This is a genomic window from Streptomyces sp. NBC_00028 (genome assembly GCF_045041065.1).
Lineage (GTDB): Bacteria > Actinomycetota > Actinomycetes > Streptomycetales > Streptomycetaceae > Streptomyces.
Window position 1 is genome coordinate 208,060 of the sequence record NZ_CP108294.1, and the last position, 24,023, is coordinate 232,082.

21 protein-coding genes and 1 pseudogene are annotated in these 24,023 nt (G+C 70.4%); 12 read left to right on the forward strand and 10 right to left on the reverse strand.

What is annotated here, in order from left to right; all coding sequences use genetic code 11:
* Window positions 1-167: 167 nt before the first annotated feature.
* The 3 genes from OG885_RS45010 to OG885_RS45020 all read right to left on the reverse strand — a co-directional run bounded on the left by OG885_RS45010 (window position 168) and on the right by OG885_RS45020 (window position 2,891).
* Window positions 168-1,070 carry an alpha/beta hydrolase gene (locus tag OG885_RS45010; RefSeq protein WP_331729205.1) on the reverse strand — a complete coding sequence of 301 codons (903 nt, stop codon included), beginning with the start codon at window positions 1,068-1,070 and terminating at the stop codon, window positions 168-170.
* Between the two features lie 115 nt (window positions 1,071-1,185).
* Entirely contained in the window at window positions 1,186-2,151 is a 966-nt protein-coding gene (locus tag OG885_RS45015; protein WP_331729208.1) for a sigma-70 family RNA polymerase sigma factor, read from the reverse strand.
* 62 nt (window positions 2,152-2,213) lie between these two features.
* Complete coding sequence (locus tag OG885_RS45020) at window positions 2,214-2,891, reverse strand: transglycosylase SLT domain-containing protein (RefSeq protein WP_331729211.1); 678 nt, start codon at window positions 2,889-2,891, stop codon at window positions 2,214-2,216.
* A gap of 171 nt (window positions 2,892-3,062) precedes the next feature.
* On the opposite strand from OG885_RS45020, the gene OG885_RS45025 reads away from it, so the two are divergent.
* A complete protein-coding gene (locus OG885_RS45025; RefSeq protein WP_331729214.1) occupies window positions 3,063-3,509 on the forward strand; it encodes a thioesterase family protein in 447 nt (148 codons plus the stop codon).
* A gap of 162 nt (window positions 3,510-3,671) precedes the next feature.
* Window positions 3,672-4,679, forward strand: coding sequence for a M28 family peptidase (locus OG885_RS45030; RefSeq protein ID WP_331729217.1), 1,008 nt, complete (start codon window positions 3,672-3,674; stop codon window positions 4,677-4,679).
* 18 nt (window positions 4,680-4,697) lie between these two features.
* Here OG885_RS45030 and OG885_RS45035 read toward each other — a convergent pair whose 3' ends face one another.
* Window positions 4,698-5,168 (reverse strand): SsgA family sporulation/cell division regulator, encoded by a 471-nt coding sequence (locus tag OG885_RS45035; RefSeq protein ID WP_331729220.1) that lies wholly within the window; start codon window positions 5,166-5,168, stop codon window positions 4,698-4,700.
* A gap of 331 nt (window positions 5,169-5,499) precedes the next feature.
* On the opposite strand from OG885_RS45035, the gene OG885_RS45040 reads away from it, so the two are divergent.
* Window positions 5,500-6,300 (forward strand): alpha/beta fold hydrolase, encoded by an 801-nt coding sequence (locus OG885_RS45040; RefSeq protein WP_331729223.1) that lies wholly within the window; start codon window positions 5,500-5,502, stop codon window positions 6,298-6,300.
* Window positions 6,301-6,319: 19 nt separating this feature from the next.
* Here OG885_RS45040 and OG885_RS45045 read toward each other — a convergent pair whose 3' ends face one another.
* Window positions 6,320-9,061 (reverse strand): AAA family ATPase, encoded by a 2,742-nt coding sequence (locus OG885_RS45045; RefSeq protein ID WP_405743365.1) that lies wholly within the window; start codon window positions 9,059-9,061, stop codon window positions 6,320-6,322.
* 631 nt (window positions 9,062-9,692) lie between these two features.
* On the opposite strand from OG885_RS45045, the gene OG885_RS45050 reads away from it, so the two are divergent.
* From OG885_RS45050 to OG885_RS45075, 6 genes are all read left to right on the forward strand, one after another.
* Window positions 9,693-9,992, forward strand: coding sequence for a WhiB family transcriptional regulator (locus OG885_RS45050; RefSeq protein ID WP_331729229.1), 300 nt, complete (start codon window positions 9,693-9,695; stop codon window positions 9,990-9,992).
* Between the two features lie 105 nt (window positions 9,993-10,097).
* Entirely contained in the window at window positions 10,098-11,069 is a 972-nt protein-coding gene (locus OG885_RS45055) for an NAD(P)-dependent oxidoreductase (RefSeq protein WP_331729232.1), read from the forward strand.
* 67 nt (window positions 11,070-11,136) lie between these two features.
* Window positions 11,137-11,973: a hypothetical protein gene (locus tag OG885_RS45060; RefSeq protein ID WP_331729235.1), complete on the forward strand. Its 837-nt coding sequence runs from the start codon at window positions 11,137-11,139 to the stop codon at window positions 11,971-11,973.
* Window positions 11,948-12,784, forward strand: coding sequence for a prephenate dehydratase (locus OG885_RS45065; protein WP_331729238.1), 837 nt, complete (start codon window positions 11,948-11,950; stop codon window positions 12,782-12,784). The genes OG885_RS45060 and OG885_RS45065 overlap by 26 nt, the downstream gene beginning before the upstream one ends.
* A 373-nt stretch (window positions 12,785-13,157) precedes the next feature.
* The gene (locus tag OG885_RS45070; protein WP_331729241.1) at window positions 13,158-13,838 is read left to right on the forward strand and encodes an HAD-IA family hydrolase; all 681 of its coding nucleotides are present in this window, start codon (window positions 13,158-13,160) and stop codon (window positions 13,836-13,838) included.
* 10 nt (window positions 13,839-13,848) lie between these two features.
* A complete protein-coding gene (locus OG885_RS45075) occupies window positions 13,849-14,766 on the forward strand; it encodes a TIGR03619 family F420-dependent LLM class oxidoreductase (RefSeq protein ID WP_331729244.1) in 918 nt (305 codons plus the stop codon).
* A gap of 363 nt (window positions 14,767-15,129) precedes the next feature.
* On the opposite strand, the gene OG885_RS45080 is transcribed toward OG885_RS45075, so the two are convergent.
* Window positions 15,130-15,618 carry a TetR/AcrR family transcriptional regulator gene (locus OG885_RS45080; RefSeq protein ID WP_331729527.1) on the reverse strand — a complete coding sequence of 163 codons (489 nt, stop codon included), beginning with the start codon at window positions 15,616-15,618 and terminating at the stop codon, window positions 15,130-15,132.
* A gap of 200 nt (window positions 15,619-15,818) precedes the next feature.
* On the opposite strand from OG885_RS45080, the gene OG885_RS45085 reads away from it, so the two are divergent.
* Complete coding sequence (locus OG885_RS45085; RefSeq protein WP_331729246.1) at window positions 15,819-17,351, forward strand: MDR family MFS transporter; 1,533 nt, start codon at window positions 15,819-15,821, stop codon at window positions 17,349-17,351.
* A 176-nt stretch (window positions 17,352-17,527) separates the two neighbouring features.
* Here the strand turns inward: OG885_RS45085 and OG885_RS45090 are convergent, their stop codons facing one another.
* Window positions 17,528-18,286, reverse strand: a complete 759-nt coding sequence (locus tag OG885_RS45090) for a glucose 1-dehydrogenase (RefSeq protein ID WP_331729250.1) — start codon at window positions 18,284-18,286, stop codon at window positions 17,528-17,530.
* Window positions 18,287-18,418: 132 nt separating this feature from the next.
* Here OG885_RS45090 and OG885_RS45095 point away from each other — a divergent pair.
* Window positions 18,419-19,081, forward strand: a pseudogene (locus OG885_RS45095) (TetR/AcrR family transcriptional regulator); the annotation flags it as partial.
* 61 nt (window positions 19,082-19,142) lie between these two features.
* Here the strand turns inward: OG885_RS45095 and OG885_RS45100 are convergent.
* A complete protein-coding gene (locus OG885_RS45100; RefSeq protein ID WP_331729253.1) occupies window positions 19,143-19,646 on the reverse strand; it encodes an SRPBCC family protein in 504 nt (167 codons plus the stop codon).
* A gap of 165 nt (window positions 19,647-19,811) precedes the next feature.
* Window positions 19,812-22,610 (reverse strand): AAA family ATPase, encoded by a 2,799-nt coding sequence (locus OG885_RS45105; RefSeq protein WP_331729255.1) that lies wholly within the window; start codon window positions 22,608-22,610, stop codon window positions 19,812-19,814.
* Between the two features lie 294 nt (window positions 22,611-22,904).
* Between OG885_RS45105 and OG885_RS45110 the strand changes: the two genes are divergently transcribed.
* Window positions 22,905-23,279 carry a response regulator gene (locus OG885_RS45110; RefSeq protein ID WP_331729258.1) on the forward strand — a complete coding sequence of 125 codons (375 nt, stop codon included), beginning with the start codon at window positions 22,905-22,907 and terminating at the stop codon, window positions 23,277-23,279.
* A gap of 23 nt (window positions 23,280-23,302) precedes the next feature.
* Here OG885_RS45110 and OG885_RS45115 read toward each other — a convergent pair whose 3' ends face one another.
* Window positions 23,303-23,962 (reverse strand): response regulator transcription factor, encoded by a 660-nt coding sequence (locus OG885_RS45115; protein WP_331729261.1) that lies wholly within the window; start codon window positions 23,960-23,962, stop codon window positions 23,303-23,305.
* Window positions 23,963-24,023: the final 61 nt, after the last annotated feature.

A 24,023-nucleotide genomic window follows, 5' to 3' on the forward strand; every position in this document is an offset into this window, starting at 1 on the left:
TTTCACGGCCTGATCGGTTTTCGGCGCACCCACTGGCGCGGAGCACTTCACGGGCTTTGACATCCGGAGCGGGCAGACAGTCCTCCACTACTACGACGGACTGTCTCCCGTCCCGGGTTCACGGGCGTTGACCGAGCAGGCCGACGCCCGTGAACCTTCGCTGTGCGCTACCGCCCGGTCCGCAGCACGAAGTCACGCACCGCGTCGGCGAACAGCTCCGGCTCCTCGATGTGCCCCATGTGCCCACTGTTCTCCAGCACGAGCAGCTGCGAGTCGGGGATCAGCTCGTCCATTTCGTACGCCCAGCGCGGCCCGCAGATCACGTCGTGTCGGCCGACGACGACCAGAGCCGGCGGCTCCAGTCCCTTCAGCGCGGCCCGGTCGTCGATGACCTCCGGTACGAGGTTCTCGTCCAGGCCCGAGATGTACGTGGCGCGGACCGAGTCCCGGAAGGGGGCCAGCTGCTCCTCGTTGCCCCAGTAGTCGGCGAAGTAGGAGGGCAGCACACCGCGCGCGACCGCCACGGTCTGCTCGTCGCTGGAGATGTCGCCCATCGCCCCGAACGCGGCCAGCACATCCGGCAGCCCCGGGTGGCCCGCGTGCTTGGCGACGAACGCCTCCACCATGCGGCCCGCCTCCGCCCCGTGTTCGGGCCCGGTGACGGGAGCGCCTTCGTACAGGACGACGCCCGCGACCTGCTCAGGCCGGTGCAGCGCGTGATAGGCGGCCACGAACGCGCCGTGCGAATGCCCCAGCAGATGCACCCGGGGCACCCCGAGCCGGTTGATCAGCACCTGAAGGAAGCGGCTGTAGCGCTCGCGGGTGTATCCGTGCGGATGGGAGGGCAGCCGGCTGTCCTCGGTGGTGCCCACGGGCTCGACGTAGACCATCGTCAGGTGCGCTTCGAGTGCGGGCATCCGCAGGTAGTCGTAGAAGATGCCGGGGCCCCCGGAGTGCGCCACGCACACGGGGCCGCTGCCGTGGACGTGGTAGCGCTGGACGATTCCACCTGTTTGGTAGGAGTGGGTGCCGGGGGACAGGGGGTCGTTGGGTGCGAGGGGTGTGTTCATCGAGATCTCCGTGGATCCGTAGGTGTCTGTGACACCGACACGACGCACGGGGTACCGGGAAGTTCTATCCTCGGCAGGTGATCTGGATCACTCCGGCAGAATCGCGGTCCCTGGCTCAGGCTGCCGCGGGAGCGGGGGCTTGTGTGGGACGTGGCGCGTGGTACAGGGAGACCCGGTCGAAGCGGCCGCCTTCCAACGACATGATCCAGGCAACTCCGGGCGGACAGTGGTCCGGGTCGTCCGGCGGGCTGACCAGCTCCATCTCCCAGACCACGAGCGACCGTCCGGCCACCACATGCAGCGGGCGCTGACGCACCCCCGCCGACAGGTCGCCCTCCATGCCCGACAGCAACAGACCGGCCCCGCCGAGCCGTTGGCCTCCGGCCAGCAGTGAGACCTCGGGGGAGTAGCGGTCCTTGACGACGGCGCCGAACCCGCCGCGTTCCGCGGCCGCGAGCGTCTCGCGCACCTCATGCCAACTGGCTTCGGTACGACGGGTCATGTCGTCGTGGGCCGAGGCCGCGGTGGCGGTGAGGGCCTGGGCGAGGGCGCCGCGCGCCTGGTTCAGCCGGCTGCGTACCGTGCTTACCGGTACGGCGCAGGCCTCGGCGATCTGTTGGTACGAGGTCACCCCGGTGGAGAAGTACCGCAGGACGAGTGGGAGCCGCAGCGTTGGCGACAGCGCCTCCACGGCCTCCCAGACCCAGTCCCGCAACGCATGGTGGTGCAGGACCTGTTCGGGTGTGGCACCGGAAGCGGGCAGGGGAACCGCCTCCATCGGCTCGACCCGACGGGCGGAGCGCAGCAGCGTGCGACAACTGTTGCGGACGATCATGCGCAGCCAGGGCCCTACGGCCTCCGGATCGCGGACGTCGACGATCCGGCGCAGCGCCACCAGCGCCGCCTCCTGCAGGACGTCGTCGATGTCCGGTCCAGGCCCCAGCAGACTGAGCGCCACCGCACGCATGCCGGGCCGGTGCCGCTCCAGGAGCAGGCCCAGCGCCGACACGTCACCTGACTGCGCCGCCAGGGTCAGAGCCGCGTCCTGTGCAGGGCCGGTGTCTCCTGGTGTCCCGCTCATACCTCGTCCTCCCCGGTCGCGACACGTGTCTTCGACCCTAACCCGCTCCGTGGGGGACAGGCTCAGTACCAGTGGTTGGTCTGCCAGAAGGACCAGGCCTCGCACGGGCTGCCGTAGACACTGTCCATGTAGTTGAGGCCCCACTTGATCTGGGTGGCCGGGTTGGTCCGCCAGTCGGCACCCACGGAGGACATCTTCGAGCCGGGCAGCGCCTGGAAGAGGCCGTAGGCGCCGGAGGAGGCGTTGACGGCGGTGTAGTTCCAGCTGGACTCGTGGTTCACGATGCTGCTGAAGCACTGGAACTGGCCGCTGGGCACCATCTGGGCGGCCATCGCCTGGATCTGCGCCGTGGTGTACGAGCTCTGCACCGGGAAGCTGGAAGAGCTGCGGGAGGCGGCGGCCTTGGCCTCCAAGCGCTCCTTGGCCTCCTTCGCGGCGGCCTCCTTCTTCGCCACCGCGGACTTGGCGGCAGCCCTGCGGGCCGATTCCTCGGCGTCCTTCTTGGCGCTCGCGTCGGCCTGGATGGCCTGGACGGTGGCCTGCTGCGTCAGGGATGCGGTCTGCACCTGGGCCTGCTGGCCCGCGGGTATGTCCGCGAGGAGCGTCGAATCGGCAACTGCCGCCTCGGCGTCGCCGGTCTGCGCGGTGCTGCTGGCGGAGGCCACGCCGACGACGCTTCCGACAGCGGTGACCGCGGTGGCAGAGACTACGGCGAATCCCCGAACCGACTTGAGGCTCACGCGATTTCCTTCCGATGCGAGCAGATGGGGGAGCAGGTGTGCATACTCACACATGGCTGTTGCTCGCGCGGCCCGCAGGACCGAACTGAACCCGCCGACTGGTTCGACACGTGTACCAAGAGGCGCCCCACCTCGACAGGCGGCTCGACGCGGAAAGGCTGGTCCTCACTCATGTCCAAGGCATTCACGAAGTCCTTCGAGGTCCGCTGGGACGATGTCGACGCCAACGGCCATCTGCGCAACACGAGATATCTGGAGTACGCCGCCTCGGCCAGGCTCGCCATTCTCATGGAAGCGCACTGGAGCCCACAAGTGCTGCACCAGGCAGGACTCGCCCCCGTGACCCTCAGCGACGAGGTCAGCTATCGGCGTGAGGTCTTTCCTGCCGAAGTGGTCACCGTGGACACGCATGTCATCGGGCTGAGCGAGGACAGTTCACGCTGGCGGTTCGAGCACATTCTGACGCGCGACAGCGGTGAAAAGGCCGCCGAGGTGCGCACCTTGGGGGCCTGGATCGACCTCGGCACCCGCAGGATCACCGCGCCTCCGGCCGGACTGCGGGCTCTCTTCGAAGGGGCGCGAGCCGCAGACTGCCAGGACCTCACCTCAAGGTCCTGACCGTCTGCTGTGGGGTGGGGCGGTCGTCCTCGCATCGGGGGAAGATCACGAGGACGACCGCCCCGTTCCTGCGTCCAGGCCAGCCAATGAACCCTGGCCGCAGGAGTCCTTCGCTAGGGCAACGGAGTTGAGGGCACGGCAGGTTCACAGGGAAGAGAAGCAATGACCGCGACGGAAGACCGTCTGCGCCGGCACGTGGAGTTCCTCGCCGCCGAACCCCGCAGCCGACTGCGGGCGCCGCGGGGTATGCAGCGCGCCGAGACGTATGTCCATGACCAACTGGCCACCGCGGGCTGGCTGGTGGAGCGGCGGCCGTTCGACGTGCGCTGGCAGATCGGCTCTACCGACCGGCACGGTCACCGTGCGCTCGCCCTGAAGCCACGCCTCCACCGGCGGCTGCGCGGAGCGAATCTCATCGCCTCGCTGCCCGGGTCCGGCACCGGACCGGCTGTGGTGGTGGGCGCTCATCTGGACAGCGTCAGCGGCAGTCCGGGCGCCGACGACAACGCCTCTGGCGTGGCGGTACTTCTGGAGACGGCCCGGCTGTTGGCCGAGGCGCCTGTGCCGCCGCGCGTCGTCCTGGCCGTGTTCGACATGGAGGAGCTCGGGCTGATCGGGGCCCGGCAGGCGGCCCGCGAACTGGGCCGGGGCGGTGGGGTGCGAGGGATGATCTGCCTGGAGTCCGTCGGCTACTTCGCGGACACCCCCGGCACACAGAAACTGCCCCTCGGTTTCGAGCGCGTCTTCCCCGAGGCGTCCGCCGCGGTGCGGGCGGGAGGCCACCGAGGTGACTTCACCCTCGTAGTCCACCGCCGTTCCTCGACCGCGGCGGCCCGGACGTGGCAGCGGGCCGCCGCGGCGGCCTCCCCGTCGCTCCCGGCCCTGCTGCTGCGGGACCCACGGCCCGACGGCCCGCTCGGACTGCTCATCGGGTTGGCCGTGCCCCCGGCCAACCACCTCGGGCGCAGTGACCACGCCCCCTTCTGGAACCGTGGGGTTCCCGCGCTGATGGTCACGGACACCGCGAACTTCCGCAATCCGCACTACCACCGGCCGACGGACGTGCCGAGGACCCTCGACTACGGCCGTCTGACCTCGGTCACCGCGGCCACCGCCCTGACCGCCATGTCGTGGCCCGAGCCGGAGAGCACGGCCCGCTTCCGGCGCTGATCCCTGGGCCGGACGCGGTCAGTCGCAGTGGGCCTGCGGCTCCTGGAGCAGATCCGCGGTCGCGGCGTCCCAGTCGATCTCGTTGAGCTCGGCCTCGGCGGGCACCAGTTCGTATGTGTCGGCCAGCCACTCCGCCAGCGGCGGTACGGGCAGCTCGAACAGGGCAGCGGTGTCCCGCGACGTCAGTTGCAGCCGTGCGGTGGCGCGGTCGGCGGGGTACGACGGCCAGAGCTGGACGTCACCGAGGCCGCTCACCGAGTAGAGCCCTTGGTGGAGGAGGTCGCGGCTGATCCGCCACAGGACGCGGGGGCCGCCCTCGATGGTCAACTCCACGGACACGATCCAGGGCGCGTCCGGGTCGAACCGGAATTCGGCGCGTACGGTCTGCCGGGTGGTGAGGTCCAGCAGGCGCTCGATGTCCAGGACCAGCTCGGAGCAACCGTGCGAAACCGCTCGGAAGGTCTGTCCATCTGGTTGGTTGCCGCTCATGACGAGTTGGTCCCTCTCTGTGGCGGAAGCTGGCCTCATCCACTGTTGCCGCCGCGCGAGCGACGTACATAAGTAACTTGACCGGCCAACTTCACCGACTTGGGGACCGAGCACTCTGCCGGGCAGCCCTCGGGCGCTGCTCCAGACGGACCCGTGTCCGTTTTCGGCGGCCTGGCCGGGGCGCCCGACACGGGCTGTCGGGCCTTGTCGGACACCACGGGCCATGAACATTAAGTCATTCGACTGTCGCCCTCGGCCTGTCCCTGAACGATGCTGAAACGGTCGCCCGTGTGCCGGTGCCGGGTGGTCGACGTGCTCGGAGGAAGCAGCCGTGAACCGTACCCCCGTCGTCTTCATCCATGGTGCGTGGCTTCACGCACTGTCATGGGAGTCGTGGGCGGAGCGCTTCGCCAGTCGGGGCTTTCTCGCCTTCACGCCGGGCTGGCCGGGAGAGCCGTTCACCGTGGGGGAGATGCGGAAGTCCGCCGACCGGCTCACCGACGTCGGCCTGGACCTGCTGACGGACCACTACGCCAAAATCGTAGACTCGTTCGATATCGCACCGGTGATCATCGGCCACTCGGTCGGCGGGCTGATCGCCCAGCACCTCATCGGCGCCAACATCGGCCAGGCCGCGGTGGCCATCGCCCCCGCCCCGGTCAACGACATCGCGCTGACCGCCCCACCGGCCGGGCTGTGGCATCCCGGCCAGACCGACGGCACTGATCCCTTGGTCTCCCTGTCCTCGGACCAGTTCCACCGTCTCTTCGCGAACACGGTCACCGCGGAGGAGTCCGCCCGGCTCTTCGAACGCTATGCCGTGCCGACGCCCCGCCGGCTGCTCGCCGACCTCGGCTGCGCCGACTCGGAGCGCAGCCCGCGTGCGGTGGCGGACGTCGGCAACGCGCGCCGCGGCCCGCTCCTGCTGATCTCGGGACAGGAGGATCTGCTGGTGCCCGACGCCGCCACGCGCGCGGCGTACAAGCAGTACGGCGACTCCCTGGCCGTGACCGACCTCAAGCAGTTCGCGGACCGTGCGCACTCACTGACCATCGACAACGGATGGAGGTTCGTCGCTGACTACGTGCTCGGCTGGCTCGACGAACACGGCCTGCGATCCCACCCCCAGTAGGAAAGCCAGGAGGACACACTCACACGTTCTGGTCGTCGGGAATCCTGCCCAGTGCGTCGCGCAGGGCGGCGCGGGAGGTGATGCCGAGCTTGGGGAAGACCCGGTACAGGTGTGAGCTGACCGTGCGTGGCGAGAGGTGCATGCGTTCGCCGATCTCCTTGTTGGTCAGGCCGCTCGCGGCGAGATCGGCGATCCGGCGCTCCTGCCAGGTCAGCTCGGCCAGTTGCGTGGTCGCGCGGGTCACGAGGCCGGAGACGCGGAGTTCGGCGTGGGCGCGTTCGGCCCAGGTGGCCGCGCCGAGGCGTTGGAAGGTCTGGGCCGCGAGAGTGAGTGAATGCCGGGCGGTTTTGGGGCCGTGGGTGTGGCGTTGGCGGATGCCGTGGGCGAGGTGGATGCGGGCGAGTTCGTAGGGGAAGTGGTGGGCGTGGGGGTGGGTTTGGGCTTGGTGGTAGTAGTGGTCGGCTTGGGTGGGGTCGGGGGTGGTCATGGCGAGGGCGCCGTAGGTGGTGAGGGCGAGGCGGGGGCTGATGTGGGGGAGTCCTGCGTGGTGGGCGGCTTGGGCGTGTTGGTGGGCTTGTTGGGTGCGTCCGGTGTGGAGGGCTGCTTCGACGAGGTCGAGGAGGGTGCGGGGGGCTTGGTGGGCGTAGTGGTGGAAGGTGCCGGGGGGTGTGATGCCGATGGCGTGGAGGTAGGCGGCTTCGTAGTCGCCTTCGGCGAGGGCTGCGGTGGTGCCGATGGTGTCGGTGATCTGGGTGAGGAAGCCGACGCCGCGGGGTCGGGCCCAGGCGTCGACGGTGGCCTGCAACTCGCGGGCATGTTCGACCTGGCCCCGCAACGCCGCCAACAACCCCAAGTAGGCACGCGTGTGGTGGACGAACAACGCGTGCTTGTGCGTCGTCGTCAGCTCCAGGCAGCGCTGCCCGGTCCGCTCAGCCTCGTCCCACTCACCCACCCCGATCTGATCCAGCATGATCAGATGCAGCATGGTCATGGCGTCCGCCAGGGCGCCCGTCTCGATCTCGCGGTCCACCATGCGCTGCAGATACGGCCGGTACCGGCTGAGCGTGTCCACGTGATAGGCGGCGACAGCCAGCCGCGTCACATCCCACGGCTCCAGCGAGTGCACGTCGGCGAAGGCGCGCTCCAGCCGTTCGTCCACGCCGGCCCCGCGCAGGACCACGTCACCCCACGCGTCCTGGTAGATGCGCGAGTGCTTGGGCACCAGGTCACCCAGACTGTCCAGCAGCTCGTGGACCCGCAGCCACCACGCCTCGTCACTGCCGTACTGACTGATGGCCAGCAGCAGATCGATCAGCCGCGTGAGCACCTCGTCCGGCTCCCGGATCCCACGGTCGCGCAGGCTCTCGATCGCCGCGAAGACCTGGTGCTGCGAGGAGCGGATGTCCCCGTCCTCGAAGAACGCGACATAGCCCGAGGTGACCACCGAGTCCGGGGAACCGCCGGTATCCACGCCCACACCTGCGCGGACCAGCTGCCGTGCCTGGTCCAACCGGCCCGAGTGCCCGGCGATGTATGCCGCGCTGCCCAGTCTGCGGGAGCGCTCCTCGGGGGTCTCGCTCAGTTCGGCGGCGCGGGTCAGCCAGGCCACGGCGGCGACCGCGCCGCCGCGCCGGGTGGCCGACTCGGCTGCCGTCTCCAGGGCGGCGGCGACCTCCTCGTCCGGGTCCACGCTGGAGGCCGCCAGGTGCGTGGCCCGGCGTTCGATGTCGTCGCGGTGGACGTCCGCGAGTACGGCATGTGCCGCGCGCCGCTCGTTGGGAGTCGCCGTCTGGACCACCGACGAGCGCACCAGCGGGTGCCGGAAGACGAAGTCACCGCTCAGCGGGTCGATCTCCAGCAGCCCGTACTCCGTGGCCTCGTCGGCATCGACCATCCGGTACCGGCCACTCCTCGCCTGACCAGCCGCGGTACCGGCCCCGACACCGTCCAGGGCACCGCGCAGCAGCTCCGCGCGGACGGCGTCGCTCAGAGCCTTGATGCGGGCGCCGTAGACCTGTTGCAGGCGTTGCGGCAGGGGGATGCCGGTGTAGCCGAAGGGTTCCTCCTGCGTGTGCTGAGCTCGGCCGCCGCGCACGTAGGGAGGCAGTTCCAGCAGGGCCAGCGGATTGCCCTGAGCCTCCTCCAGGACGAGGCGGCGCACCCGGGGGGCCAGGCCGGGGTGGTGCAGGTCCAGCATCTGCTCGGCGGCCTGCTCCGACAGCGTCGTCACCGTCAGTTCCGGCAGTGCGGCGGTGTCGAAGCCCGAGGGCACGCCGGCCCGCAGGACGACGATGAGCTTGACCGAGCTGCCGGTGAGCCGGCGTCCCACGAAACCGATCACCTCGGTGCTGGACTCGTCCAGCCACTGCCCGTCGTCCAGGACCAGCAGCAGCGGATGCTGGGAGGCGGCCAGGGAGAGCAGGTCGAGGACGGCGATGCCGAGGGTCATGACCGACGGAGGAGTGCCTTCGCTCCTGCCGAAGACGACGTCGAAGACCTTGCGGTGGACCTCGTCCAGCCGGTCGATGTGGGACAGCAGGGGGTACAGGAACTGGTGCAGACCGGCGAACGGCAGCTCCGACTCCGCCTCCACTCCGGCCGCCCGGATCACCCGGTACTGCTCGGCCGCCGCGAGCTGCGACACATGTCCCAGCAGCGCGCTCTTGCCCACACCCGAATCACCCCGCAGCACGAGCGCCCTGCCTCCGGGCGCCGCCACGAACGCCGACAGCACCTCCTGCTCGGTGCCGCGTCCGATCATCGCCCCGACCACTGACTCCACCGTCCCCCACTTCCTTCCCCGATGAACCAGTCCGGCCCGGACGCTCTCGTGTCCAGGCGCATGGATCACGCCAAAGCATTTGTGAGGGTACGTTGCTGACCCTCCCTGTGGTGGTGTCAGGTGTCCCCGTGGTCACCGCCCGGACTCGAGGGTGGTGCATGCCCGCGACCGATCTCGGGCGGTTGCGCAGGGGACAGCGTGGCTGGTGGCCGGGCCTGCACTCCTCGGTACGATCTCCGATGGCGAGCGGCCGTGCCTCTGATACGTCTGACCGTCCACCCCTTCACACCTCACGCAGAAGACTAGAACGCACGGCAGAATCCGTCAGCCGCTATGGCCGAAAAAGTTCTTGTTGTACGGCTGGCCCCATGTGTGGAGGTGCTGTCTGTAGGGCTGACCCTACGACCGGCGGCTTCCGCGGGCACCTGACAGTTCACCGTGACGCAGCATGCACCTTCTGTCACCGGCCATGAGCGGCTCCCCTGCTCCTGGCCGGCTCGCGCCCGCAGCGACGGCCAGGACACCTGTGAGTTAGGCTCACACGTATCTACCTGTGCGTGTGTACGGACGCAAAGGCGGGCCCGAGAGGTCCGCTGGGGAGCGAGATGACATGGACTGGGTCGACCGAGCGTTGTGCCGGGCGCAACCGGACCGGATGTTCGTCGAGGGAACCGCCCAGAACGAGGCCAAGGTCCTGTGCCTGGACTGCCCCGTGCGGCTCGACTGCCTGGCCCATGCCCTCGACCACCGTGAGGAGTACGGGGTTTGGGGCGCGATGACCGAGCGGGAGCGTCGCGCTCTGCTGCGCCGGCGTCCGTCTGTGAGGTCGTGGGCGGAGATCTTCCGGACGACCCGCGAGGACACCGCGCTGATCAGTCTTCCCCGCCCGCCCGAGGGCCGTAGCGCCTGAAAACCGGTTCACACATGCGGGTGGCGGGGCTCACGTGAACCACGGTCCTTGTCACACACGTCCCAAAGACGTGTGACACCAGAGCGCGGAAGAAGCTGATGCACGATGAAGGACGGCGCGACCGTCTGGCTCCCCTACCACCGAACCCGGATTCCAGGCCTGCCTGACTGGCTCTCCTACGCCTACTGGGACGGCACCGGCCCACTGCCCGGCGACCCCGCCGACGTCCGCTTCCTCGTCGGCATCCCCGCACCCGGTGCCGAACGCGTCCTGCGCCCCGTACTGCCCCGCATGCGCAACCTCGAGGTGCTCCAGCTCCTCAGCTCCGGCTACGACCACATGATGCCGTTGCTCGACGAGCTGCCCGCCGGCACCCGGCTGGCCACCGGCCGCGGAGTGCACCGCGAGACCACCGCCGAACTGGCGGTCACCCTGCTGTTGTCCCTGTGCCGGGGCCTCGACCGGTTCACCGCCCACCAGGCGCAGGGGGAGTGGGTGCCCGAAGTCCGCTCCACCTTGGTCGGCAAGCGGGTCCTCGTCGTCGGCTACGGCGCGGTCGGCGCCGCGGTCGCCGCCCGGCTCGGCGCGTTCCGGTGCGAGGCCGTCCTCGTGGCCCGGACCGCGCGCACCACACCGGCAGGCCGGGTGCACGGCGCGGCGGAGCTGCCCGCACTGCTGCCCACAGTGGACGCCGTGGTGCTGTGCGCGCCGCTGACCGAGGGCACGCGCGGGATGTTCGGCACGGAGGCGCTGGCCCTCCTGAAGGACGGGACCCTGCTCGTCAACGTCGCCCGCGGTGAACTCATCGACACACGTGCGGTGGTCCGGGAGGTACGGGCCGGACGGCTGCGTGTCGCGCTCGACGTCACGGACCCCGAACCCCTGCCCGCCGGGCACCCTCTGTGGAGCCTGTCCGGCGCGCTCATCACCCCGCATGTCGCGGCGTTCACCGACGCCTTCCCCACCCTGACCACGGATTTCATCCGACGCCAGCTGCACCGTTACGCACGCGGCGAGGAACTGCACAACGTCGTCGTCACGACGGCCCCGGTCGAAGGAGGCGAGCAGGCTGCCTAGGCCCACGACGCCCACATACGGTGACCACCAGCCACGACTGCTCGGACCGGAGAGCCCTCTCGCGCAGGTGCTCGCGGCCTGCGAGTCGGCGGGGCACACCGCCCCGGCCGAGGCCTGGCAGGCCCTGACGGGCACCTGGAACTGGGCCACCCCACTGCCGGCCGCGGCGTGCCACGCGGACTTCCCCGGCGCGACCGCGCGGCCCACTCCCGGCGGCTTCACGCTGTCCGGCCTGTGGAGCCCTCCGGCGCCCGAGCAGACCGGACCCTGGCTGGTCCTGCCGCTTCCCGTGACGGGGACCGGCGAACCCGACCTGTTCGTCGTCGCCTCGAAGGCGCTGTCGGGGCCGGGCGGGGCCGGGGCCGTGGTCCGCGTCGACGACCTGTACGTTCCCGCCGGCTTCGCCACGCACTCGGCGGGCGCACCGCTGCGCGTCGGCGACGCGGCGTTCCTCTGGACGGCGGTGGCCGCTCTGGCCCTGGGCACGGCCCGCCGTATCACCGACGTACTGGCCGCTCCGTATGCGGGCGGGGCGGCAAGTACCCGCCAAGCCGCCGCGACTGCCGCGGAACTCGCCGCCGTACTGCACGACGAGCGGCTGAGTCTGGCCGCGATGCTGCACGACGCCCCCTCCGCCCGGCAAGGTCTGCCGACCGCCGTCGAGCAGCGGCTCGCCGCGCACGTCCCACGGGCCGGGCGGGCCGTCCAACATGTGGTCGCCGCGGCATACGAGCACGCGCTGACGGCAGACTGGGGTGGCGGCCCGCACCCCCTGGTGAGCCTGATCGAAGCAGGTTCACCCATACTTCAGCAGGCCCGCTACACGACGGAGCTTCTGCCGCCCCGCGACAGGACCTCCCTGAGGAAGGCTGAACACGGTGACGACCGCCGCATATCAGGGTGAACCCGCATCCAACTCGGCGACCGCCGCACGCGCCCTGTTTCCCGACGGCCGCGAACTGCCCTGCACCAGTTTCGAACAGGCCCTGGACGCCGTGACGCTCGGGGCCGCCGACGTCGCCGTCATCCCGGTCGACAACTCCGCGGCCGGCCGCGTCGCCGACGTACACCATCTGCTGCCCGAGTCGGGGCTGTTCATCGTCGCCGAGTACTTCCTGGCCATCCGGTTCGACCTGATGGGCGTGCCCGGCGCGACCGTGGACCAGGTGGAGTGCGTACGCAGCCATGTGCACGCCCTCGGGCAGTGCCGCAAGATCCTGCGGGAGGGCGGCTGGCGCACCCTCGTCAGCGATGACACCGCCGGCGCCGCCCGCGAGGTGGCCGAGCTCGGCGACCCGCGGCACGCCGCGCTCGCCCCGCCCGCCGCGGCTGAGCTCTACGGCCTGGACGTGCTGCGCGCCGAGGTCGAGGACGACCCGGACAACACCACCCGCTTCGTCGTCCTGTCCCGGGACGCGGCCTTCGCCCCGCACACCGGCGAGCCGACGATGACGAGCCTGTTCTTCTGCGTGCGCAACATCCCCAGCGCGCTCTACAAGGCACTCGGCGGGTTCGCGAGCAGCGGCGTCAACCTCACCAAGATCGAGAGCTACCAGATGGGCGCGGGCCTCAACCCCAGCCGCTTCTACGTCGAGATCGAGGGCCACCCCGACGACGAGCGCGTCGCCCTCGCCCTGCACGAACTGCGCTTCTTCTCCTCCGAGGTGCGCGTCCTGGGCGTCTACCCGGCCCACTCGCACCGCGCGAAGAGCTGACCTCACCCCACCTGTTCCTACGGCGAACGGCCCTGCGCCGACGTGCACCAGCCGACCCTCCAGCACGTCGCGCGGGGCCGTCTGCGCTCCGGCCCCAGACCAGGGAGGGGATCGGAGCAGTCCGGAAAGAGGGAAGCTCACCTTGCCTCTTCTCGGCACCGCTGGCCCGTCGACCGCGACCGTCGTGACCGGTCCGTCGAGGGGCCGGGTTCCCCACTGCCGTCGCCGTGGCGCCGGGGAACCCCTCACCGGGACGACGTAGCCACCGGCCCCGAAGGTTCACATCCCACACATGTTCCTGGTCGCCGACACCCCTCGACGAGAAACATGACCTGGCGGAAGGCGTCCCATGGCGACCTTTTAGGGTGTGAGTATGACCCAGCACCGCAAAGGCCTCGTCCTTGACTTCGGTGGTGTGCTGACGACACCTCTGGTGCCCGCCGCGTTCGCCTTCGAGCGACGCGCGGGACTCGCCGAGGGAACCCTGCTCACCGGCCTCTACCTGGACCCCGAAGCGATCCGGCTGACCGAGGAACTGGAACGCGGCGGACTCACCCAGACCCAGTGGAACGAGGCGGCGGCCACCCGTCTCGGCGTCCCGCCGGACAACCTGATGGGCCGTATCTTCGCCGACCTGCGCCCCGAGTCCACGATGATCGCCGCGGCCGCCGCCGCCCGCCGCGCGGGCATCAAGGTCGGCATCCTGTCCAACTCGGTGGGCCTGGAACCCTGGAACCTGTACGACGGCTACGACCTGGAGACGCGGTACGACGCCCTGGTGCTGTCCGAAGCGCACGGCACGCGCAAGCCGGAACCGGAGATCTTCCGGATCGTGTTGCGCGAACTCGGCCTGACCGCCGAGGAGTGCGTCTTCGTGGACGACACCGAGCAGCACCTGCCACCCGCGGCGGAGTTGGGCTTCGCCACCGTCCACGCCGTGGACCCGGCCCGAACGGTGGCCGCTCTGGAAGCCCTGCTCGGCATCCCGCTGACGGACGAACCCCCGGACCAGGACCAGGACCAACACCAAGACCCGGACCGGGTCACCCTCTGAGGAGACATCTGTGAAACTCGGCCTCGCCCTGCCGACCTTCGGCCCCGACGCCGACCCGGAAGGAATCCAGCGCATCAGCCGCACCGCCGAGGAGATGGGATACGACTCCCTGTGGACCGGCGACCGCGTCCTCGCACCCCGGGTGCCGACCGTCCCGTACCCGAGTTCCTCCGGCGAGATGCCGCGCGCCTACGAGAACCACATGGACCCCCTGGTCGCCCTGACGTTCGCCGCGGCCCACACCACCCGGATCCGCCTGGGCACGAGCACGCTCAACGGCCTGTGGCAGCCGCCGCTCATGCTGGCCCGCTCCCTGACCACCCTCGACGTCCTCAGCCAAGGACGTCTCATCGTCGGGCTCGGCCTGGGCTGGATGCCCGACGAGTACGCCGCGGTCTCGGTGCCCTGGAAGGGGCGCGGAGCGCGGCTCGAGGAGACCCTGGACGTCCTGGAGGAGTACTGGGCCAACGACGTCTTCGCGCACGAGGGACCGCTGTTCACCGTCCCGGAGACCGTGGTGGGCCTCAAGCCGAGCCAGCGGCCCGGACCGCCGGTGCTGCTCGCGGCGTTCAGCCCCGGCGGACTGCGGCGGGTCGGACGGCGGCTCGACGGCTGGCTGCCCGTGGCGATGCCGCTGCCTCACCTGCTGGGCATGTGGGACGTCATTCAGAAGGAGGCGGTGCAGTCCGACCGGGACCCGGCGGTGCTGCGCATGGCCCTGCGCGTCAACCCCCAGCTGACCGACACGAAGACCGATCCGGACCGGATGCCGGAGGCGGGCACTCTCGCCCAGTACGTCGACTATGCGCGGGCCGCCGCCGAGGCGGGCGTGCACGAACTTTTCGTGGACTTCGGGCAGATACCGGCGACGCTCGCCGAACGCGTCGACCTGGCGGGCCGTTTCCTCGAAGGAGTGCGGCAGGGCTGAGGCGGTGCGGAATGTGTCGGACGTTTCTTTGGTTTCTCGGGGCACCCACTCTTCGCCCCGCGATCTTTTCGCCCCCGCGATCTCGTCGCCCCCTCGATGGGAGAAACCTTGAAGCGCTCCGCCCCCGCGAACGAACAGCCCCGACTCCGCCGCGTCCACCTGCCCGGTACCGTCCCGTCGCCCTCCCTGGCTGCTCCGCGTCCACGTGACGCGGAGGAGAAGCGGGATGCCTCCGAGACGGACACGGCTCGGCAGGTCGTGGAATGAGGTGGGCGGCGGTGTCCTGGTGACAGCGCCGCCGTCCGCGCCGAAGGCCCTCGGCGGACACCTGAAGGAAGGTGTCCGCCGAGGGCCTTCGGTGTGTCAGGGCGTTCCCAGACCGTTCAGCAAGGTGTCGACGACCACGTCCGCGGCCTGGCCCGGGCTCAGCTCGGGCAGTTGCCGGGCCACCAGGTGCATCAGCTGCGGCAGCAGCGCGCTCGCCCAGCCCTGGGGCAGGCCGGGGCGCAGCAGGCCCTCGTCCGTAGCGCGCTGGAGGAAGGCGTCGACCTCGTGGATGGAGGCGTCGCGGCGTGCGTGGACGCTGTCGTCGGCGAGCATGCGGGTGAGGTCGACGGGCCAGGTCCGGTTGACGCCGATGATGTTCTCGACGTAGCGGTGCAGGGCGACGGCGACGGGGGCCTCACGCAGGCGGGCGTCCTCGATGGCGTGCTCGATGGCCGTGAGGCGGGCTTCGTAGATGGCGGCGAGGAGGTCGTCGCGGTTGGCGAAGCGCCGGTAGACGGTGCGCCGGTCGACACCTGCCTCGGCGGCGATGCTCGCGATGCTGGCGCCGGGGTCGGCGGCGAGCATACGTGCCCCTGTGGTCAGGACGGCTTCCAGATTGCGTGCTGCGTCGGCTCTCACCGGCCCGATTCTAGTGCCGGAATGTGATGCCTGAGACATCTAACGCCCCTCGGGAGTAGAACCCTGGCCATTAAGTGCTACATTGAAGTGACAGATCTTAGAGGTTTCGTCATTCTTATGTTCCACTTCTAGAAAGGTCACCTTCCATGTCGAAGGCAACCGAGCCCTCATCACCCAAGGTCGGCGGGGTCGCCGCCGCGATGAGCGCGCTGATCCTGGCCGTGCTGCTCGCTTCCCTGGACCAGACGATCGTCTCCACCGCGCTGCCCCGGATCGCACAGGACCTCAACGGGTTCGACGACATCGCGTGGGTCAGCGCCGCATACCTGCTCGCGTCGACCGCCGTCACCCCGCTGTGGGGCAAGCTCGGCGACATGTTCGGCCGCAAGCCCCTCTATCTGACCGCCACCTCGATCTTCCTGATCGCCTCGGTCGCCTGCGGCCTGGCCCAGAACCTGCCCGAGCTGATCGGCGCCCGCGTCCTCCAGGGCATCGGAGGCGGCGGCATGATCGTGCTGACCTTCGCCCTGGTCGGCGACATCGTCGCCCCGAGCGAACGCGGCCGCTACCAGGGCATGTTCGGCTCGGTCTACGGCGTCGCCAGCATCGTCGGCCCCCTGCTCGGCGGTGTCTTCACCGACCAGCTCTCCTGGCGGTGGGCGTTCCTGGTCAACCTGCCCGTCGGCATCGTCGCCCTGACCATCGCCGCCCGCGCCCTGCCCGCCGCCACCCGGGGCAGCAAGGCCCGCATCGACTACCTCGGCGCGACCCTGCTGGCCGCCATCGCCACCGGTCTGGTCCTGGTCACCTCGTTCGGTGAGCGCTGGGGCTGGGGCTCGCCGGCCATCGTCGGCCTGATCGTCGCCACCGTCGCGCTGGCCGCGCTCCTGGTCCCCGTCGAGCGCCGTGCCGCCGCCCCCGTCCTGCCGCCGGCCATGCTCGGCTCCCGGACCGTGGTGTTCTCCTCACTGATCGGCTTCTTCGCCAACGCCGCCATGTTCGCCGTACTGGTCTACCTGCCGACCTACCTGCAGATCGTCCACGGCGTCTCCGCCACCCTGTCCGGCGTCTACATGCTGCCGCTGGTCGCTGGACTGGTCATCAGCCAGTCCCTGGCCGGACGCTGGGCCGCACACGTCGAGCTGCTGCGCAGGATCCTGCTCGGCGGACTGGCCGCCAACCTCGCCGGACTGCTCCTGCTCGGCACCATCGGCGCCGCCACCAACACCCTGGTGCTGAGCGTCTACTTCCTGATCACCGGCGTCGGCATCGGCATGGTCCCGATGGTCGTCCTGACCACCGTCCAGAACAGCGTGCCCGCCGCCGATCTCGGCGCCGCGAGCGCCGTGGTCACCTTCGCCCGCTCCATCGGTGCGGCCTTCGGAGTCGCCGTCTTCGGCACCCTCCTCAACACCGGCTTCGCCGACCGCACCCACGCCCTGCCCACCGCCGGCGGCTTCGACGCCGCCCGCCCCGACACCATCGGGCAGCTGCCCGGAGCCCTGCGCGACACCGCCCTGGACGCCTTCGCCCACGCCACCGCCGGCGGCTACCTCTGGATCGCCCCCACCCTCGCGGTCGGCATCCTGCTCGCCCTCTTCCTCAAGCCGTCCCGCAAGGCCGGCGAAGCCGCCCCGGTTCCCGCCGCCGTCGTCGAGGAGTCCGTCCCTGCCGCCTGACCACCACATCCCGCCCGCTTCGACCGGCCGACGCCCTCATGGGTGCCGGCCGGCGGCGTTTTCGGCCGGAAGTGGCAAGGCTGAGCGCCTGTGTCAGAACCTCCGCCTCCAAGGTGGGAGGTTCTGACACAGACGCTCAGCAGGACGGCTTTCGGGCTGCTTCGCCGCAGGATCCCTTACTGGGCCTTGTAGCCGCCGTCGACGTTGAGGACGGTTCCGGTGACGAAGGACGCGGCCGGTGAGGAGAGCCAGGTGATGGCTTCGGCGACCTCGGTGGGGCGGCCCATCCGGCCGACCGGCTGGAGAGCGGCGATATCGGCCTCGCTCCAGGTGCCGGCCTCGATGGCGGCGTTGAGGATGTCGGTCTTGATCGCGGCGGGGGCGACCGCGTTGATACGTATGCCGTCGGTGGCGTACTCCAGCGCGGCGGACTTGGTCAGGCCGACCACGGCGTGCTTGGTGGCGGAGTAGTTGGCCGAGTATCGGATGCCGCCGAGGCCGGCGATCGAGGCCAGGTTGACGATGGAGCCGCCGGGGGTGTCCTGGGCCAGCATCTGCTGGATCTGGTACTTCATGCTCCAGAAGACGCCGAGCACGTTCGTGGTGAGCATCTGCTGGAAGCGGCTGGTGGGCTCGTCGGCCATGCGGCCGGCGTCGAGGGAGATACCGGCGTTGTTGACCGCGACGTCGAGCCGCCCGTAGCGCTCGACGGTGGCCGCGACCAGGGCGGCGACGGACTCTTCGGAGTCGACGTCGACCGGGACGAAGACGGCTTCCCCGCCGTTGTCCCGGATCTCGCGGACGACGGCGTCGCCCGCATCCTTGCGGCGGCCGGAGACGACGACGGCGTGGCCCGTGCGGGCCAGAAGCAGGCTGGTCTCCTTGCCGATGCCTTGGGTGGCTCCGGTGACCAGGGCGATGCGGGAGACGCTCATGACGGGGACCTCTTTCACAGACAGGTGGGCATGGCCGGCGATCCGCTTTAAAAGACCGCCGGTCTCTTGTGTTCGAGATTAAGAGACCGGCGGTCTGATGTCAAAAGACCGGCAGTCTGTAAAATGGGGGGCATGACGACCTTCCAGCGAGCGCGCAGCGAGGAACAGCGTGAGATCCGGCGCCGGGCGATCCTCGACACCGCGGCCGCGATGCTCGACGAGATGTCCGTCGGCGCCCTCAGCCTCAACGAACTGAGCCGGCGCGTGGGCCTGGCGAAGTCCAACGTGCTGCGCTATTTCGAGTCACGCGAGGCCGTGCTCCTGGAACTGCTGGACCGTGACTGGCGGCAGTGGACCGCCACCCTGCCCGACGAACTCGACGCCTCCGTCACCCCTGACGCCCCGCCGATGCAGCGCGGTCAGGAGTTCGCCGCCGTCCTGGCCCGCTCCCTCGCCCAGCACCGGGTTCTGTGCGACCTGCTCAGCGCCCAAGCGGGCGTCCTGGAGCACAACGTCTCCGCGGACGTGGCCGCCCGCTACAAGCGAGCGGCCCTCGACAACGTCGCCGCTCTGGCCGTACTCGCCCGCGCCCACCTGCCCGAACTGGGCGGCCAAGCCGACCAGTTCTGCGCCCAGGCCTTCATGGTGAGCGGCGCGGTATGGACGCACGCCCGGCCGTCCGCCGCCATGCTCACCGCCTACGCGGCCGACCCCTCGCTCGCCGCCCTGCGCATGGACTTCACCACGACCCTGCAGGAGATGCTGACCACCCTCATCGCGGGCACCCTCGTCCGGGAGAAGAACGGGCCCCACCCGGGCCTTCCCCGCGGGCACCGGTGGGAGCGACGGGGCCCTTTCACGCCTCCGCTGCCGGAGGCGACGTCGGCTGAGGGGCACTCTCCGAGAGCCTCTTGAGCTGGGCGAGCCAAAGGGAGTTCAACCGCTGCACCCACACCGGGGAGGCCACCTGGAGCGACTTGGCGCCGGGGCCGCGGACCACGTTCTCCGTCACCACCCGGGTGCCACCCTCGACCGCGATGAGCAGCCACGCCTGGTACAGCTGCACCCCGGCGCCGATGCCCGACCAGCCGAGCCGGTGCGGCGGCACATGCTCGCCCACGAAGATCTCGAACCGGTGCTCATGGAAGCGCACCTCGAAGCTCCTGGCGAGCGGCCCGGCCCGCACCTCGGCGATGCCCGGCACCCACTCCGGCCACCGCGCCACGTCACTGAGCAGCGCGAAGGCCTTGGCGGGCGGGGCGTGCACGACGGCCTGCGCCTGGCAGAAACCGTGTGCCTGATCGGGGGAGAAGCCCGAGGGCCAGTGGATGTCCGGATGGCTCTCCGACGCGCCGGGCATCCGGCTCCCCTTTCGTGGTGCGGGCGGCCCCAGGAACGGCCACCGGTCGAGGGCGGACCGGAAGGACGCCCTCCCGCACCACTCTGATCGCCTGCCCCGGACCCGACATAGGTCAAATGACTTGGGGAACCGTCGAACGGCCTCGGGGGAACCGCGAAGGCCGTGTCACTGGCCGCCGTCGTGCGGGTCGAGCTGCGACAGCGCGTCCCGCAGCGCGGCCCGCGAGGTGATACCCAGCTTCGGATAGATTTGGTACAGGTGCGTACCGATGGTCCGATGAGACAGGAACAGCCGCTCGGCGATCTGCTTGTTGGTCAGTCCGGTCGCCGCGAGCGTCGCGATCTGCAGCTCCTGCGCGGTCAGCGCCACCGGTCCCGGCCGGGCCGCGGCGGGCGTGGACTGGCCGCTGGCCCGCAGCTCCGCCACCGTACGTGTCACCCAGGGCTTGGCCCCCAGCCGCTGGAAGGCCTCCAACGCCTGGGCCAGTTGCTCCCGGGAATCCGCCGTGGCCCGCAGCCGCCGCAGCCGCTCGCCGTAGAAGAGCCGCACCCGCGCCACGTCGAAGGGCCAGCGCTCCGGACCAGGCAGCGACAACGCCTGCTCGAAGAGGGCCAGGCCCGGCCGGCCGGGTGTGGTCAGTGCCTCGCAGGCCAGCACCAGCATCTCCAGCCGCGGCGACAGCGCGGCCATCGACGACGCGCGCATCGCCGCCGCGTGCGCCGCGGCCTCCTGCTCCCGGCCGGTACGGATGGCCGCCTCGACCAGGTCCATCGTGCCCCACAGGGCGATCGGCAGGTACGGGGCCACCGTCCCGGGCGGGCTGAGCGTGCAAGCGTGCTGGTAGGCGGTCTCGAAGTCGCCGCTGCCGAGCGCGGCCAGAGCCCGCGCGTGACAGGCGAAGAACCGGGCGCCGTACGTCCCGCGCGGCATCGCCCACCGGACGATCTCCTCGGTCAGCGCGGCGCTGGTCTCCGCGTCCCCCTGCGCCGCCGCCACCGCCGCCTGGATGTACTGGAAGTACCAGGCGAAGAACCGGTAGTCGTGGTTCTCGCACAGGGTCAGCCCCTCGGCCGCCAACTGCGCGGCGTCGTCCCAGCGGCCCAGATGGAAGTAGTCCAGGCCCAGATGCATCAGCGCACCCAGGTGCCGGCGCACCGGCGCGGTGCCGGCCCGGCCCTGCTCCACCAACCGGTGCGTGGCCCACCGGAAGTCCCCGAGCCGGTCGGCGAAGACCGAGGCGGTGCCGACCCGGATCACCCGTGTCGGGTCGTCGCCGACCGTGGCGATCAGCTCCGTCAGCCGGGGCAGTGCCGCCGCACCGGTGCGGGCCGGGTCGCCGAAGGTCTGGGTGATCACCCAGAGCAGCTCGGGCGGTTCGGGAGTGAGCCGCTCCATGAACGCCAGCATCGGCTCCCACAGCTTCGGATCACCGCCGTACCAGCACAGCAGGATCAGCAGATGCAGCGCCTCGATGAGCCCCTCGTCCGAGGCGTCGTAATGGTGCTCGGGCTCCGATGACTCGATCGCGCCGATCAGCAGCCGGTAGGCGGTGTCGATGTCGCCGTCCCGGTTGATCAGCAGGAACGCCGACGCCGTCGCCGCGTGCAGCGACTGATGGCCGACCGGATGAACGAGCCGGGACTCGGCGAGCAGCCGGGTGGCGTCCTCCAGTTCACCTCCGGAGTCCACGCCCACATAGGCCGCCACCGCCAGTCGCCGACTCTCGTCCGACGCCGCCGGACTGAGACCCGCGGACCGCGTCAGCGCCGCCACCGCGCCCAGCGCGTCCCCGCGGCGCAACCGGCCGCGCGCGGCCTCCTCCAGCAGGGCCGCGACCGTCTCGTCCGGACCCGTCGCCGCCTCGCCCAGATGCCAGGCACGCCGCTCCAACTGGCCGCCGAGGACGTCCGCGAGCGCCCGATGGGCTTGCCTGCGCTCAGTCCCGGTCGCCAGCTCCACCACCGCGGAACCGATCAGCGGATGCCGGAACGACAGCCGTCGGTTGCCCGCGGAGACCGTCACCAGCCGGGCCTGCTCGGCGGGAACGAGGTCGTCGACATCGGCCCGCCCGGACGCCGCCGCCTCGACGGACGCGAGATCCCCCGTCCCGTCGAGGGCCGCGAGCAGCAGCAGCTCACGGCTGCGCGCCGGCAGCTCCGCCACCCGCGACGCGAACAGCGCCTGCAACCGCTCACTCAACGGCAGTACGGCCGGCACCATCGCCAGCGTCGCCCGCTGCTCCGCCGACAACGCCACTGGCAACTCCACCAGCGCGAGCGGGTTGCCCCGCGCCTCGGCCGCGATACGGCGTCGTACGGCGGGGGAGACGTCGGGGTGTGCGAGGGCGAGCAGCTCGGTCGACGAAGCGTCGTCCAACGGCTCAAGGCGGTGCTCGGTCAGACCGCTGGCCTCGAAGAAGCTCTCGGAGCCCTCACGGGAGGCGGCGAGAAAGCCGATCGTGCTGCCGACCAGCCGCCGGGCCACGAAACCGAGCACGGCGTTGGTCGCCCGGTCCAGCCACGGCAGGTCGTCGACGACGAGCAGCAGCGGTGTACGGGCCGCCGTCAGCCGGAGCAGCAGCAGGACCGCCGTGGAGGTCAGCAGCCGGTCCGGCGCCGGACCGCTGCCGATGCCGACGGCGACCCGCAGGGCGTCGCGGTGGACCGGGTCCAGGACGTCGAAGTCGTCGAAGAGCGGCACGAGAAGCTGGTTGAGCCCGGCGTAGCTGATGTCCGCCTCGAACTGCACACCGGCCGCGCGCAGCACCCGGATGCCGTTGTGCGTGGCGCCGGTCGCCACCGCGTCGAGCACGGCGGTCTTGCCCACCCCGGCCTCGCCCGACAGCAGCAGAGCGGCGCCATGAACCTCGGAGTTGCCGAAGAAGGAGTGGATGAAGGCGAGGTCCTTGTCCCGTCCGACCAGCCGTGTGGAGGCCGGGCAGACGGTCGAGTCCGGGTCATTCATCGAGCGGCCTCCAACGGCTGACGTCTGGAGGCCCGGTGACATCCGCCGACCCGGCTGCGCTGCACTGGCTCCGTGCGGTCATGCAATCACTGCAGTCTAAAGGGCATCCAGATCACGCCCTCGCCGGTGGGACCGGCGGGAATCGGACCAGCGGGAATCGGACCAGCGGGAACGGGGACGGACGGTGAGGGGTCCGCCGGGGGGTCGCCGAGGGGTTCTCTTTGCATGAGCGATACACAAAGCGTAGGGCTCCCCCTATGGTCCGGTGGTGAGGGGGTTCGGCATGCTGAAGGCATGTCCATCAACATCGTCGTCGTCGACGACGACCCTGGGTTCCGCCGCATCGCCACGACGCTGCTGACGGCACGTGGCCTGCATGTCGTGGCGGAGTCCCAGGACGGCGCCTCGGCGCTGGCCGCGGTGCGGACGCACCGCCCCGACGGACTGCTGCTCGATCTGCACCTGCCCGACACCGACGGACTGACCGTGGCACGCCGGCTGGCACAGGAGACACCGCAGAGCGACCGGCCGCGGATCGTGCTGACCTCCACCGACCAGTCGTTCTGGTCACCCGAGGAACTCCAGCGCGCGGGCATCGAGTCCTTCGTCGCCAAGGACAGACTCTTCGACGCCGACCTTCGCGGCCTGTTCACACCCACCGCACCCTGACGCCGGAGCACCGGCCCCGCGCTTTACTGGCCGAGGTAGCGCAGAACCGCCAGCACCCGCCGGTGCTGGCCAGTGGCCGACTGGTTCAGGCCCAGCTTCAGGAAGATGCCGGTGACATGGCGTTCCACCGCGGCGACACTCACGAAGAGCTGCTCGGAGATCCCCGTGTTGGAGTGACCCTCCGCCATGAGCGCCAGGACCTCCCGCTCCTTCGGCGTCAGTGCTGCCAGCGGGTCCTCCGGGCGCTTGCGTCCCAGCAGTGCCGCGATCACATCGGGGTCCAGGGCCGAGTCGCGGGCCAGGACCCGCTCGACGGCGTCGATGAGGATCTGCGGACTGGCCACCTTCTCCTTGAGGAGATAGCCGACGCCGCTCGGGTCGTCCCCGACCAGGTCGAGCGCGTAGGAAGCCTCCAGGAACTGGGAGAGCACGATGACGGCCGTCTCCGGCCGGGTGGCGCGGATCTTCTGCGCGGCCCGCAGACCGTCCGCCTCCAGACCGGGAGGCATCCTGATGTCGGTGATCACCACGTCGGGGTGGTGTTCCTCGGCGGCCCGGACGAGATCCACCGCGTTGTCGACGGCCTCGACGACGTCGATTCCGGCCCTGCGCAGGATGGCCGCGATGCCTTCGCGCATGAACGGCTGGTCTTCTCCGAGCACCGCCCGCAGTGGTTGGCTCATGGCGAGATCCTAACCTGGGGTGTGTGTGCTCAAGCCGCCCAGGAACAGGGCGGCTGACCGG